This is a genomic window from Chloroflexus sp. (genome assembly GCF_034431535.1).
Taxonomy (GTDB): domain Bacteria; phylum Chloroflexota; class Chloroflexia; order Chloroflexales; family Chloroflexaceae; genus Chloroflexus.
The window spans coordinates 101,243-114,435 of record NZ_DAOUDC010000049.1 but is presented as its reverse complement, the minus strand read 5'-3'; the positions used below and the strand labels follow the sequence as shown (position 1 = coordinate 114,435).

Genomic DNA, 13,193 nt, shown 5'->3' with positions numbered 1-13,193 from the left:
GTCTACTCTATTCTGCCCATTGCAGCCTTGCCGGGTCAATCGGTTCACGCCGGTTGGCCGGCAGCCAATTGAAACATGCCTCTATGTCACCGCGCGGCACAAACTCTAATCCGATGTAGCCGGTGTACCCGCTATCGGCAATGGTGCGGAAGATGAAGGGGAAGCGCAATTCGCCAGTGCCGGGTTGGTGGCGGTCAGGCGCATCAGCCACCTGTATGTGCCCGATCCGGTTGATGTGCTGGCGAATGGTGCGGGTAATGTTGCCTTCCATCAATTGCATGTGGTAAACATCGTATTGGTAATGCAGATTGGGTGCGCCAACCCGATCGAGTAAGGCAAGCGTCTCAGCGGTGGTAGTCAATAGATAGCCAGTGTTCTCCCACGCGTTCAGTGACTCGACGACTACTTCGATCCCGGCTGTTGCAGCCTGTTCGCATACCCAAGCCAGGTTGTCACAAACACGTGCCAGTTGGGTCTCGCATGGTTCGTTGGGTAAGAGTTTACCCACCAGCGCGTTCATGCGCCGGCAGCCGATCTGATCGGCAAATGCTAACGCTTGCGGGATGGCAGCCCGCCATTCGTATTGGCGTATGGGATGGTTGAGTAGACCTCGTTCGCCGTGACTAAGCTGACCGGCAGGAAAATTGATGAGTGCGACCTGCAATCCGGTATCGCGGATGTGACGGGCCAGCACAGCGAGATCGATATCGTCAGGCCACCAACATTCAATGGTACCAAACCCTAATCGGGCAGCGGTGTCAAGCCGTTCATGCCACGGTGTTTCTCGCATTGTCAACGAAACATTGAGTGCAAAGTAGAGCATAGCAACTCTTGAATCGAACCTTTTTCTGAATGATCGGCAGGATAGCAAGCATTGTAACCGACGTTGTGCAGCACGTGCAATATGTTCGTGTGCGTTTTTCGGATGGTCGGCAGGATAGCGAACATTGTAACGACTGTCAAGTCAAGTGAATATCTCGGATGCTGAAGGATTTGGCTTTTGCTCCAGAAATGTAGGCTAGCTCACAGAAAGCGAATTGTGCTCGTGTTACTGTGAGATTGCCGAGTGAGCAGTTGCAACGTGGAGGTGTGAAAATGATGGATGTCGTTCACCAACAGCAAAGTGTCTCGCAACGGATTATTGCCGGCGTGATCGGTGGTTTGGTTGGCGGAGTAGTTTTTGGCATGATGATGGCGATGATGGGTATGCTGCCGATGATTGCATCGATGGTGGGGAGCAGCTCGGCAGTCGTTGGATTTCTAATTCACATGGTGATCAGTGCGATAATCGGAACCGGTTTTGGCCTCTTTTTGGGCGGGCAAAGCACCGATTTGCGGCAGGGTTTGCTGTGGGGTCTGGGCTACGGCTTCCTCTGGTGGATTCTTGGACCACTGGTATTGATGCCGTTGATGATGGGTATGGGTGTTCAGTTCGGTGCAGCCTTTACCCCACCAATGTTGATGAGCCTAGTCGGCCATCTGGTCTATGGTGCAATTACCGGTATAGGTTGTGCGTGGTATTTACACGGTCGGTCACGCTAATTCGTCTGCCGGTTGCAGCACGACATATGCTTTTGCCTGATCTGCAGCCGGCCTTTTCATTGCGTTTATAACCGGCATCTGCTAAGATAGGAGCGGAGATTTCTGCCATGCTTCCCCTTCGCATCTACGTCTCGGCCACCTGTGCGGTTTGTCAGTACACCTACGAACTTGTGTGCAATGTGCAACGGCTACGTCCACACTACCCAATTGAAGTGATCGATCTCGATGATGAACATGCTCAGAAACCGGCCTTTGTATTTGGAACACCGACCTATGTCTTGGGTGAGACGATCATCGCACTCGGTAATCCTAATGTGGATTTCTTGGTACAACTACTTGATCGAGTGATGCAGCTATAGAGGGGGTAACAACAAGGAGAAGTTATGAATGATTTATCACCAGAAATCATTCAATATAAAGTGCATTATTTACGTACTATCGACATTTTCTGTGATCTTGATCCCTCTGAAATTGAATTGTTAGGCAGGCAAACGCCGATGCAGCGTGTGCCTGCCGGTACGGTATTCTTTTCACCCGAGCAGCGAGCAGAGGTGCTTTTCCTCTTGAAAGAAGGTCGGGTGCGTATTTATCGTCTCTCACCCGATGGTAAAGTACTAACGACGGCTATTCTTGAGGAACGAACAATCTTTGGCGAAATGACATTGCTCGGTCAGCAGTTACATTCTCACTATGCCGAAGCGCTGACACCATGCCTGTTGTGTCTGATGAGTCGCGACGATGTCAAACGACTGCTACTCAGTGATCCGCGCATTGCGACGAGGATTGTTGAGATTCTCGGTCAGCGATTAGTGAGTGCCGAACAACGTTTATCCGATTTTGTTTTCAAGAATCTTCCACAGCGTCTGGCCAGCTTGTTGTTGCAATTGAGCCAAGCACCGAAGCCGCGTCTATTCCGGCCATCATCTGCCCAGCGGGAGATCAGTCTCACCCATGAAGCGTTGGCAGAGATGGTTGGGGCTTACCGCGAAACGGTTACAAAGATATTGAATGAACTGCGCGGACAAGGTTTAATCGAGCTGCGCCGTGGGCGGATTATTTTGCTTGATGAGGATGGTTTACGGCGGTTAAGCGAGCAGGTGTAACTTCAAAGGTCGGGGGCGCTACGGGGTTGGGCGTGTCAAAGGGAAAGCCTCGTCACAACCGAGCTGCACAGCCCAACCCTCACAGGCCGGGCGCTGCGGGGCCAGACGACAGTTCCCGGCATCTCAAAGGTTGGGCTTTCTTCTTCACAGAGAATTGATTGAGCTGGAGCGTCTACTTGACGATATGTTCCCGGCACCTCAAAAGTCGGGATTTCTTCTTCACGAGCTGGTGCTTCTTTATATTCTCATCACCATCCCAACACCATTGCAAAGATCAACGGTGCCACAATCGTCGCATCCGATTCAATAATAAACTTTGGTGTATCGACGGCCAACTTGCCCCACGTAATCTTCTCGTTGGGGACGGCGCCGGAATACGAACCATAGCTCGTCGTCGAATCGCTGATTTGGCAGAAGTAGCCCCATACCGGTACCCCTTCACGACCGAGGTCTTGATGCAGCATCGGCACGACGCAGATCGGAAAATCGCCGGCGATACCGCCACCGATCTGGAAGAAGCCGATGGAGGCCTCGGCTGAAGTGCGGGTGTACCAATCGGCCAGATCGATCATGTATTCGATCCCGGTGCGGACGGTATGGACATTCTTAATCTCGCCGGTGATACAGTGGGCCGCGTACATATTACCGGTGGTTGAATCTTCCCACCCCGGTACGTATATCGGTAAATTACGCTCCATCGCGGCATAGACCCACGAATCGCGCGGATCGATCTGATAATATTGCTCAAGCTTACCCGAACGCAACAGGCGATAGATAAACTCGTGCGGGAAGTAACGCTCGCCGGCACTATCGGCTGTCGTCCACTCAGCGAGGAGTGCCTTCTCAAGCCGACGCATCGCCTCTTCTTCGGGAATGCAGGTATCGGTCACGCGATTCATGTGGCGTTCGAGCAGGGCTTGCTCATCGTGTGGGTTGAGATCGCGATAGTGGGGCACCCGCTCGTAAAAGTCATGGGCAATCAGGTTAAAAATATCTTCTTCAAGGTTGGCACCGGTACAAGAAATGGCATGCACCTTGTCTTGCCGGATCATTTCGGCCAATGAGAGGCCAAGTTCGGCCGTGCTCATTGCACCGGCGAGGGTGATCATCATTTTGCCACCGTTAGCCAGATGTGCGTTGTAGGCATCAGCCGCATCGACCAACGCAGCCGCGTTGAAATGGCGAAAATGATAGCGGATAAATTGGTTGATGTGTCCATTAGTCATGAATTGTTTCCTTTCGTCGTTGGAGCACAGCGGCGCTGCGCCCGTACTGCGTGTCGTGGGGACCAGCGGCGCTGCGCCCTTCCGAGGCGTTGTGCTCTGATGCAGCACAGCGTTCTGTCGCCGCCGATTATAGCACGCTGACATGCAATGTGGGATCGTGAAAGAAGCCACACGAAATAAGGGGAGAATTTACCAAAACTTTACACAAAACTTAACCTGCGCTGAAAAAGGGTTGCTACAATCATCCCACCGCGATATGAGATGCATAACTGGCATGTTGCGTGTGGGTCATTGTGCCGTTTGAGTTGCCGACCGTGTTTGTGGCGCGCCTCACCCTGTTCGTGAGATTCGGTATGGTGATCGCAGCAACCGCAGGAATGCATCGCCTGAAGGTGAGCAGTGCAGCGCATGTGAAGGAGGTCCTATGTCGGATCTATCTAAGCTCCCGGTAGCGGAGCGGAATCGACGGTACTGGCAAGAGAATTTACGCCTGATCACGATTTTAATCGTGATTTGGTTTGTCGTTTCGTATGTGCCGGTACTGTTTGTTGAAGCCTTGAATAACATCGTCATTGCCGGTTTTCCCCTTGGGTACTACATGGGCAGTCAGGGTTCGCTGATCGTGTTTGTGGTGGAAATTTTCTATTACGCCTACGCCATGAACAAGCTGGATGCGAAGTACGGTTTGAGTGATCGCAATCGCTAGTTCAGCATCAATTTCTGTAGTTGCAGAGGAGAAACGCCCATGTCTGCTTCGGCCCAGAGCCAGAGTGTCTTCCGCAACCGGATGGCACGTTATTACGGCTATTTCACCATTGGGTTCATTAGCGTTAGCCTGCTGATGCTGTTGCTCGAGGTGTTTGCCGGCCTACCGACCCAAATCATTGGCTGGGTCTTTCTTTTGTTGACGATGGCGCTCTATGCGACGATCGGCATTCTGTCGCGCACCAAGGCGCTGGACGAGTACTATGTCGCTGGCCGCAATGTGCCGGCGATCTTTAACGGTATGGCTACCGGCGCCGACTGGATGAGCGCGGCGTCGTTCATCTCGATGGCCGGTACGCTCTGGCTGCTTGGCTACGATAGTCTGGCCTATATTATGGGTTGGACGGGCGGTTACGTGTTGCTGGCGCTGCTCTTTGCACCGTACCTGCGCAAGTTCGGCCAGTACACCATTCCCGACTTCGTTGGTGCGCGCTTCGGCGGCAATACCGCCCGCGTGGTGGCGGCGATCTGCGCGATTATCGTTTCACTCACCTACGTGACCGCGCAGGTGGTCGGCGTCGGTCTGATTATGCAGCGCTTCGTCGGCGTTGATTTCACCATCGGTGTTATCCTCGGTCTGTCGGGTGTGCTGGTCTGTTCGTTCCTTGGCGGTATGAAGGCGGTGACATGGACACAGGTGGCGCAGTACATTATTCTGATCATTGCGTATCTGATTCCGGTCACCGCACTGTCGATCCAACTGACCGGTTTTCCGATCCCGCAGTTGAGCTATGGTCAGGCGTTGCAGCGCATTCAAGTGCTTGAGCGGGAGCAAGGTCTGGCGAAAACCACCGAATCGCCGTCAGTGCCTGGAAGGTTCATTACCAGCGGCTACATTCCGCCGTTCAATGAAGGTCTGAGCAATTCTGCGGCCGTTGATGCGGTGAAACAGCTTAATACGCAGTTTGGTTTGAATCTCACTCCTCCAACTCTACAGACCATCCCCGATGCTAAAAAGCCGGAGTTGGGTGACTGGCGTGGTACCCCGTGGAACTTCCTTGCGCTGATGGCCTGTCTGATGCTGGGGACTGCCGGTCTGCCGCATATTCTCATCCGCTTCTACACCGTACCGAGTGTGCGTGAGAGCCGGATGAGCGTCGGTTGGTCGCTCTTCTTCATCTTCTTGCTCTACTTCACTGCTCCGGCGTATGCGGCCTTCTCGCGTTGGCAGATCCTTGAAAATGTGGTCGGGAAGCAGATCAGTGAGCTACCCTCGTGGACGAAGACGTGGGCGAGCAATGGTCTGATCGTGATCCGCGACCTGAAGGCAATTGATGGCGTCGAGATCGGTAAAGAGCCGACGTGGGTGAAGAACCTGATCACTGCGAAGTCGTTGGTAGTGGAAGATGCCAACGGCAATGGCAAGATCGATCTCGGACCGTGGGAAGATATTGGTGATGGTAAAGGCCGTGCCGGTGAGATTTCGGGTACGGTAGTCACAAAGGCGCGCACCGACGGTATCTTGCAGCTTAATGAGTTGGGTCGTACCACAGCCGATGGTATTGATGGTGACCTTGTAGTGCTGTCGACGCCAGATATTGCCGGTTTGCCCTTCACCATCGGTGCATTGATCGCGGCAGGTGGTCTGGCGGCGGCGCTCAGCACCGCTGACGGTCTGCTGGTGGTGATTGCCTCGGCGATCGCGCACGACATCTACTTCCGCACGATCAACCCCAAGGCTAGCCTCAATACCCGCATTGTGCTGGGTAAGTCGATGATTGTGGTAGCCGCAGTTATTGCCGCATTGTTGGCAATGCCACGTCTCGCCCTGATCGCGCAGATGGTGGCTTGGGCATTCTCGATGGCCGCCGCAACGTTCTTCCCGGTGGTATTGCTCGGTATCTTCTGGAAGCGGGCTAACGGTCCCGGTGCGATTGCCGGTATGATCGGTGGTTTGGCCGTGACCCTCTTCTACATGTTCAATAACTACACGAACCCGGCGTTTAATGTGCTGGGTATCTCGCACCTCGGTTCGGGTATCTTCGGTCTGCCGGTGGCGATCATCTTGATCATCGTCGTCAGCCTCCTGACGAAGGAACCCTCGAAGGAGATCCAAGATCTGGTTGATAACTTGCGCAACCCGATCACTGATGACGAGGGAATGACCAAGATGCTTGATAAGGTGGCGACGGCGAAGTAGGTTGGCATTCACCAGCAACCACGGCGCGAGCAACCTGCCCGCGCCGTGGTTGTGTTTTGGTAGACCGCCGACTGGCGCTCGATCGTGCTATACTGCCTATATATGGATACGATCAAGACTCTCCTAGCGCCTATACGATTATTCATCGCGGTTGTGCTGCTCGTTACCGTCGCTGCTTGTAGTCCGCCGCGCGCCGCCGAACCTACACCGGCAACGCCAGTTTCTTCATCGCCAAGCGATGCTGGGCCAACGCTACCGGCGCCAGTGGCAACGCCAGTGCCCTCGCCGCCCAACGAAGCCGGCCCAACCCAGCCGGCGGCAACCACAGTTCTCCCAACGTCGGTACGGCGCGGGCCGCCGATTGGTACCTTCTTTTTCTATTGGTATAACTGCCCCCAACAGGAGTGTAACGTTGACCAACTGCGCGCAGTCCCTCCCGGTTGGTTGACGCCGCTGCCCGATGATCCCGATCCGCGCGATGGGCTCAGCTATTCTTCGTATAACTATGACTGGTACGAGCGTGAATTACGTACGATGGCCGCCACTGGGATTGATATTGTCTTTCCGGTGAGTTGGGGTGATCATCCGCATCCGTGGTTTCAACAAGATCGCATCAACTTGCTGGTGCAAGCGAATGGTGTCTTAGCGCGGCCCTTGCAGATCGGGATGTTCCTCGATACCACGGCTCAGCAAGGCATGTACCAAGAGTTTATCGGCAATGGCTACCGGTTTGGCCCAAACGTGCCCCGTTTACCACTGAGTGACCCGCGCAGCGGCTATTTCTTCTACAACCTGCACATTCGAGATTTCTTTCAGCGGGTGCCGCGCGAGATGTGGGCCACGATCGATGGCCGCCCGATGATCGTCACCTATACGGCCCTGTGTTGCGATAATCTCGAACTGAGCGGCGCGCTGTGGCGAGCAGTCAAAGATGCCTTTCGCGCCGATTTTGGCGTCGAACCATGGCTGATCCTCGAAGAGACGTGGCTCAACCCGCAAGCGCTAGCCCCGCCGGCGGGCTTGCCGAGCAGCGCAGAAGTGGCGGATGGCGTCTATCGCTGGGGGACGGCGCTGGTGGGGCCGTATATCGGCGAACTGCGCGGGTTCAAGGTGAGCAGCGCCGGGCCGGGGTTTGATAACTCGCGCATTCCGGGGGTAAGCGACCCGCGGGTGCAGCCGCGTGATGAACCTCCCGGCGGCGGGCCGGTTGCTCCGGGCGCCTTCCTGCGCGCTAGCCTCGCGGCCATCCCGCCTGATACTGATCTGGTGCTGATCGAGACGTGGAATGAATGGCCAGAAAATACCGCCGTGGCGCCGGCGGCGTACACCGACCGCGATGGTCGCCCCTTGCCGCCCGATTTCTACCTGCAAATCATCCGCGAATGGCAGGCAACCTTTGGGCCAGCGCCGTGAAGTCGCTCATTAGTGGGGTGTGTATCCTTCCCCTCGCTTGTAATCAATAACGCTGGTACAATATTATGAAATGAGTATTTGCGGTATACGTCTAGAAAGACGATCGTATGAGTTGGACATTCCTGACCAACCATGCGCAGGTCTTGCTCTGCATTGCCCACAACCCGCGGGTGACAGCGCACGACATTGCGCAAACGGTTGGGATTACCGAGCGAGCCGTGCAGCGCATCTTGCACGATCTGCACGAGGCCGGCTATATTTCGCACGTGCGCGAGGGCCGGCATAACCGGTATACCATCTATGTTGATCGCCCGTTGCGCCATCCGGCTCAGCAAGGGTTGGCAGTGCGCGATTTACTGACCATCTTGCTCAACGGGAAAGCGACGGAGATTGGTGAAGTAGCAACCGCAATCGGTTCTGAATAGCATCCGCCGGGAGTGAGCTACTCGCTCACCCCCGGCGCATAGCGGGCTAACACACTTCTTTAAATAGCTCGATCAGCTCGCTGATCGTCTCAGCGCGGCAACGTTCACTATCGCTCAGGCAATTTTGCGCATAGCATTCGAGCACAACGCTATTGGCGCTGGCCAATGCTTGCCTGATTGCCGCGATCTGGTGGACAATATCGCGGCAGTCGCGGCCTTCTTCCACCATGCGCTGAATGCCGCGCACTTGGCCTTCGATGCGTCGCAAACGGCGTATCAGTTCGTCGCGCCGTTCGGGTGCTAATGGATGACCACCGGCGTCCATAGGCCGTTCACTTGCCGGGTCGGGCGTTGGTGGCGGAGTGCTCACGCCATTGCCAGCACTTTGTCGAAGATCTCGCGATACATCGCTTCCGGTCGCGCGCCGATCAACCGCCCGACTTCTTTGCCATTCTTAAAGATGACTAGTGTCGGAATGCCCTGAATGCCGAGCTGGGAAGCGTAGCGGACGTTATCGTCGGTGTTGACCTTAGCGATGGTGAGCCGGCCTTCGTACTCATTGGCCAGCTTGTCAAGGATGGGGGCGATGACACGGCACGGCCCGCACCACGGTGCCCAAAAATCGACCACGACCGGCGTGCTCGATTGCAAGACCTTCTCGGCAAAATCGGAATCGTTTACTACGATGGGTTTGGCCATTGGTTCTATCCTCCTCAATGATACGTGAGCGGCGGTTGGTTGACCGCAGTGCGGGTGGTAAAAAATATACCCTCCGGGGGTATACTATACCCGGCACTAAACCAGTTGTCAAGAGGAAGATGCTCTGTGTTATACTGAAAGTGCGATCTGCACCAAGCTGGGTTTCCATAGATCTCATCGGCCCGTAAGTAGTTCGTGTTTTGTGACCGGAAGGAGGCAACCTTGGCAACGCTAGGGCATGATGTCACCATTACATTTATTGGTCATAGCACCTTCCATCTGACGACGCCGGAGGGCCGTAATATCTTGATCGATGCGTGGGTTGACAGCAACCCGGTCTGTCCGGAGCCGTTGAAGGCGCGGGTGCGCGAGAACTTGGCGGCGATCTTTATCACCCATGGCCACTTCGATCACATCGGGGATGTCGTCGATTTGGCGCGCGAAACCGGGGCGAAAGTCGTTTGCCAATATGATATGGTTGCGTATCTCGAAGGCGAGGGCATCCCGGCGGCGCAATTGGTTGGGTTCAATAAGGGCGGCACGGTGACGGTGGCCGATGTGCGCGCGACGATGACGACGGCCCATCACTCTAGCACCATTTACGAAAACGGCCAAATTATCAATCTGGGCACGGCAGCCGGTTACGTCTTGCGCTTCAGCAACGGCTTTACCGTCTATCATACCGGCGATACCTGCGTAACCATGGATATGCAGATCATCGGCGATCTGTATCGCCCCGATCTCGTCATCCTGCCGATTGGCGATCACTTTACGATGGATCCGCGCCAAGCGGCGTATGCGCTGAAGCTGATCGGCGCCAAGTATGCGATTCCCGAACATTACGGCACGTTCCCGATCCTCGCCGGCACGCCGGAGGCGCTGGCTGAGCACTGCCGTGAGTTTGGGGTAACCACCGAGATCATCGCGCTGAAGCCCGGTGAGTCGGTGAGCTAAACGAGCAGCGATGATGGCTCGTTCGTTCTGTTTGCCGGTTCGCGCCGGCGAACAGAACGGCTTTTTCGCTTTTGAACAGCACTACGACAGGGAGAAGAAACGATGCTCGAACATTTGCGCGCAACCGATCCGATCATTGCTGACTTGATCGAGCGCGAAGCGCAACGCCAGCGGCAGGGTCTTGAGCTGATCGCCAGCGAGAACTATACCAGCCTTGCGGTGATGGAGGCACAGGGGTCGGTGTTGACCAACAAGTATGCCGAAGGTTTGCCCGGACGGCGCTACTACGGCGGCTGTGAGTTTGTTGACGCAATCGAGCAGTTAGCGATTGACCGCGCCTGCCAGTTGTTTGGCACGACGCACGCCAATGTCCAGCCGCACAGCGGAGCGCAAGCCAATATCGCGGTGTTCACCGCGCTGTTGCAACCCGGCGATACTATTCTCGGCATGCGGCTTGACCACGGTGGTCATCTCACCCATGGCAGTCCAGTCAATTTTTCCGGCAAGTGGTATAACGTGCAGTTTTACGGGGTTGATTTGCAGACTGGCCAGATCGATTATGACGATCTAGCCGCCAAAGCGCGCGCAATCCGACCCAAGTTGATTACGTCGGGCGCGAGCGCCTACCCGCGCATCATTGATTTTGCCCGGATGCGCCAGATTGCCGATGAGGTCGGCGCGTTGTTGATGGCCGATATTGCCCATATCGCCGGGTTGGTCGCGGCTGGCGAGCATCCGTCGCCGGTGGGGCATGCGCATATCATCACCACCACGACCCACAAGACGTTGCGCGGCCCCCGCGGCGGTCTCATCCTGATGGGGGAAGAGTTGGCCAAACAGATTAATTCCAGCGTCTTTCCGGGGACGCAGGGCGGGCCGTTGATGCACGTGATTGCTGGCAAAGCGGTTGCCTTCGGCGAGGCGCTCCGGCCCGAATTCAAGCAGTACGCCGCTCAGATCCGGCTCAATGCGCGAGCGCTGGCGGAAGGATTGCGCGGGCAAGGGCTGACGTTGGTCAGTGGCGGCACCGATAATCATCTGATGCTGGTCGATTTGCGGAGCACCGGCTTGACCGGCGCACAGGCGCAGCGGGCATTGGATAAAGCGGCGATTACGGTCAACAAGAATGCCATTCCCGACGATCCGCAGCCGCCGATGAAGACGAGCGGCATCCGGATTGGGACGCCGGCAGTGACGACGCGCGGCATGCGCGAGAGCGAGATGGCGCAGATTGCGGCGTGGATCGGCGAAGTGCTGATGTACCCCGACGACAACGCGCGGTTGGTGCGCATTGCGTCCGAAGTGGCTGAAATGTGCCGCCATTTCCCGGTGCCGGCTGATATGGTACAGGTGCGGTAACGTCCACTGGTTGGCGGGCCGCACGGCAGTGCGGCCCCTTACCACGCTTCCGGCGCCGGCCACAATTGGCGCCCGATCAACCGGATCGCCAGTCCAGCCGCGCCAAAGAAGAGCAGGGCAGCGGCGAGAGTGCGCTGCTGTTCGGCGAGGCTGCGGCGCAGCGCTAACGCGTTATCGCGCCGCACCTCATCACCCAAAGCGGCAAACTCACGTGCAGCCGCTTCAGCGTTCGCCTGCGCGCTAAAAATGTCAAACCGGCGGGCTTGCGCATCGGCCCGGCGCAGCGCCTCACCGGCTTGTAACCCGCGCGCCACCCGCGCCCGATACTCGGCGAGCACGGTCGCTTGGCGGTTGTCATTGATCTCGCGGTAGGCTTGCTCGGCTTGCCCGATCAAACGCTCGGCCTGTTCATATTCGCCGTTGAGCAACGCGGTGCGGGCGGCTTCAGTTAATTGATTAGCTCGCTGCCCTATTTGGGCCCGCGCTTGCAGCGCAGCGATGCGGTTTTGCGTCTCGGCATCGGCAATGGCGTCAAGGCGTTCGAGTTCGCGCAAGGCGCGATCATAATCGCCGGCGGTGAGCAATGCCTGTGCCGGCGCGAGATCAATCACTGCCGGCGGAAGAGCAGCCGGTTCAAGCTGCAAGAAAGCGGGCAGCCATGTCCGCCATTCCCTTTCAAGGGTGGTGGCCGAGACGCCATAGATTGTCGCCATCGCTGAACGGTAGCCGCTGCTCTGGGGTAATGCGGTGAGCAATCGGCGAAACTGCTCGAAGCCGTCACGCTCGATCAAAAAGGTAACGATTGACCACGTTTGCGGGTAACTCAATTCGGGTTGGCCATAGATCGCGTTACGATCATCTAACACGGCCCACGTCCACAACTCCCCGCGCTGGGTGAGATCGCGCAAAATGGCGATTTTGTCGTCGCGATCCGGCCCCGGCAATTCCATATACTGCGCAATCCCCTCTTGCAAACCAACATTCAAACGGCCATTACTGAGCTCGGCGGCAAAGATATGGGTCAACTCGTGGCGCAAGTTGTTGATCTGCGCCGGCTCACTCTGGCGGCGCGCCCGCTCGACAATCACCACCACTTCGCGGCGACGAAAATCGGCGTGGGCAATGACGCCGGGGACATTGCGCGCGGCGGGGTTGGCGGTGAAGTAGGACTCGCTGGTGGGGTAGAGGCGTAAGGTTAGCGGCGGAGTGGGTTGCAAGGCGAACGTGGTGCTCAATTCGTCGTAGATGCTATCGATGATCGCAGCGTATTGATCGGCGATGAGTGCATCACTTGGGGTGTAGATAATGCGAAAATAGGTGGTACGCTGCTCGATCCACTGTGGTTGGGCGAGCAAGGTACTAATTGTGGCTAACGCAAGCAGGATGCCGAGCAGGATCGGCCAGATTCGTAATCGGATCATCATCTTTATCATTTAGCAGTCCATGATGATATCAGTGTACCATACTACTAGTTCAATCCGCTAGTACGGGGAGTGGCAAAGTAGGGGAGACATGAGGTAGAGTGAAGATAGGGTTGAGAGTAGTCTGTGGTCGCATGGTAATAAAC

Annotated in this window: 14 protein-coding genes; 9 read left to right on the top strand and 5 right to left on the bottom strand. The window is 56.2% G+C overall.

Annotation, left to right across the window (positions count from 1 at the left end; translation table 11 throughout):
- Nucleotides 1-7 precede the first annotated feature (7 nt).
- Nucleotides 8-823, bottom strand: a complete 816-nt coding sequence (locus tag U9R61_RS11800; RefSeq protein WP_322489014.1) for a hydroxypyruvate isomerase family protein — start codon at nucleotides 821-823, stop codon at nucleotides 8-10.
- A gap of 272 nt (nucleotides 824-1,095) precedes the next feature.
- Between U9R61_RS11800 and U9R61_RS11795 the strand changes: the two genes are divergently transcribed.
- From U9R61_RS11795 to U9R61_RS11785, 3 genes are all read left to right on the top strand, one after another.
- Nucleotides 1,096-1,542, top strand: a complete 447-nt coding sequence (locus tag U9R61_RS11795) for a hypothetical protein (protein WP_322489013.1) — start codon at nucleotides 1,096-1,098, stop codon at nucleotides 1,540-1,542.
- Nucleotides 1,543-1,649: 107 nt separating this feature from the next.
- Entirely contained in the window at nucleotides 1,650-1,901 is a 252-nt protein-coding gene (locus U9R61_RS11790; RefSeq protein WP_322489012.1) for a hypothetical protein, read from the top strand.
- Nucleotides 1,902-1,925: 24 nt separating this feature from the next.
- A complete protein-coding gene (locus tag U9R61_RS11785; RefSeq protein WP_322489011.1) occupies nucleotides 1,926-2,645 on the top strand; it encodes a Crp/Fnr family transcriptional regulator in 720 nt (239 codons plus the stop codon).
- Nucleotides 2,646-2,893: 248 nt separating this feature from the next.
- Here U9R61_RS11785 and U9R61_RS11780 read toward each other — a convergent pair whose 3' ends face one another.
- Nucleotides 2,894-3,871, bottom strand: coding sequence for a deoxyhypusine synthase family protein (locus U9R61_RS11780; protein WP_322489010.1), 978 nt, complete (start codon nucleotides 3,869-3,871; stop codon nucleotides 2,894-2,896).
- Nucleotides 3,872-4,295: 424 nt separating this feature from the next.
- Here U9R61_RS11780 and U9R61_RS11775 point away from each other — a divergent pair, with 424 nt between their 5' ends.
- From U9R61_RS11775 to U9R61_RS11760, 4 genes are all read left to right on the top strand, one after another.
- Complete coding sequence (locus U9R61_RS11775; RefSeq protein ID WP_322489009.1) at nucleotides 4,296-4,577, top strand: DUF4212 domain-containing protein; 282 nt, start codon at nucleotides 4,296-4,298, stop codon at nucleotides 4,575-4,577.
- A gap of 39 nt (nucleotides 4,578-4,616) precedes the next feature.
- Nucleotides 4,617-6,776, top strand: a complete 2,160-nt coding sequence (locus U9R61_RS11770) for a sodium:solute symporter family protein (RefSeq protein WP_322489008.1) — start codon at nucleotides 4,617-4,619, stop codon at nucleotides 6,774-6,776.
- A 102-nt stretch (nucleotides 6,777-6,878) separates the two neighbouring features.
- Nucleotides 6,879-8,189, top strand: coding sequence for a DUF5010 domain-containing protein (locus U9R61_RS11765; RefSeq protein WP_322489007.1), 1,311 nt, complete (start codon nucleotides 6,879-6,881; stop codon nucleotides 8,187-8,189).
- A gap of 107 nt (nucleotides 8,190-8,296) precedes the next feature.
- Entirely contained in the window at nucleotides 8,297-8,614 is a 318-nt protein-coding gene (locus U9R61_RS11760; RefSeq protein ID WP_322489006.1) for a helix-turn-helix domain-containing protein, read from the top strand.
- Between the two features lie 46 nt (nucleotides 8,615-8,660).
- Here the strand turns inward: U9R61_RS11760 and U9R61_RS11755 are convergent, their stop codons facing one another.
- The gene (locus U9R61_RS11755) at nucleotides 8,661-8,984 is read right to left on the bottom strand and encodes a metal-sensitive transcriptional regulator (RefSeq protein ID WP_322489005.1); all 324 of its coding nucleotides are present in this window, start codon (nucleotides 8,982-8,984) and stop codon (nucleotides 8,661-8,663) included.
- A complete protein-coding gene (trxA, locus tag U9R61_RS11750) occupies nucleotides 8,981-9,313 on the bottom strand; it encodes a thioredoxin (RefSeq protein ID WP_066788653.1) in 333 nt (110 codons plus the stop codon). The genes U9R61_RS11755 and trxA overlap by 4 nt, the downstream gene beginning before the upstream one ends.
- Nucleotides 9,314-9,535: 222 nt before the next feature.
- Between trxA and U9R61_RS11745 the strand changes: the two genes are divergently transcribed.
- Complete coding sequence (locus U9R61_RS11745; protein WP_322489004.1) at nucleotides 9,536-10,267, top strand: metal-dependent hydrolase; 732 nt, start codon at nucleotides 9,536-9,538, stop codon at nucleotides 10,265-10,267.
- A 102-nt stretch (nucleotides 10,268-10,369) separates the two neighbouring features.
- Nucleotides 10,370-11,626 (top strand): serine hydroxymethyltransferase, encoded by a 1,257-nt coding sequence (glyA, locus tag U9R61_RS11740; protein ID WP_322489003.1) that lies wholly within the window; start codon nucleotides 10,370-10,372, stop codon nucleotides 11,624-11,626.
- 38 nt (nucleotides 11,627-11,664) lie between these two features.
- On the opposite strand, the gene U9R61_RS11735 is transcribed toward glyA, so the two are convergent.
- Complete coding sequence (locus U9R61_RS11735) at nucleotides 11,665-13,050, bottom strand: peptidase MA family metallohydrolase (protein WP_322489002.1); 1,386 nt, start codon at nucleotides 13,048-13,050, stop codon at nucleotides 11,665-11,667.
- Between the last annotated feature and the right edge of the window lie 143 nt (nucleotides 13,051-13,193).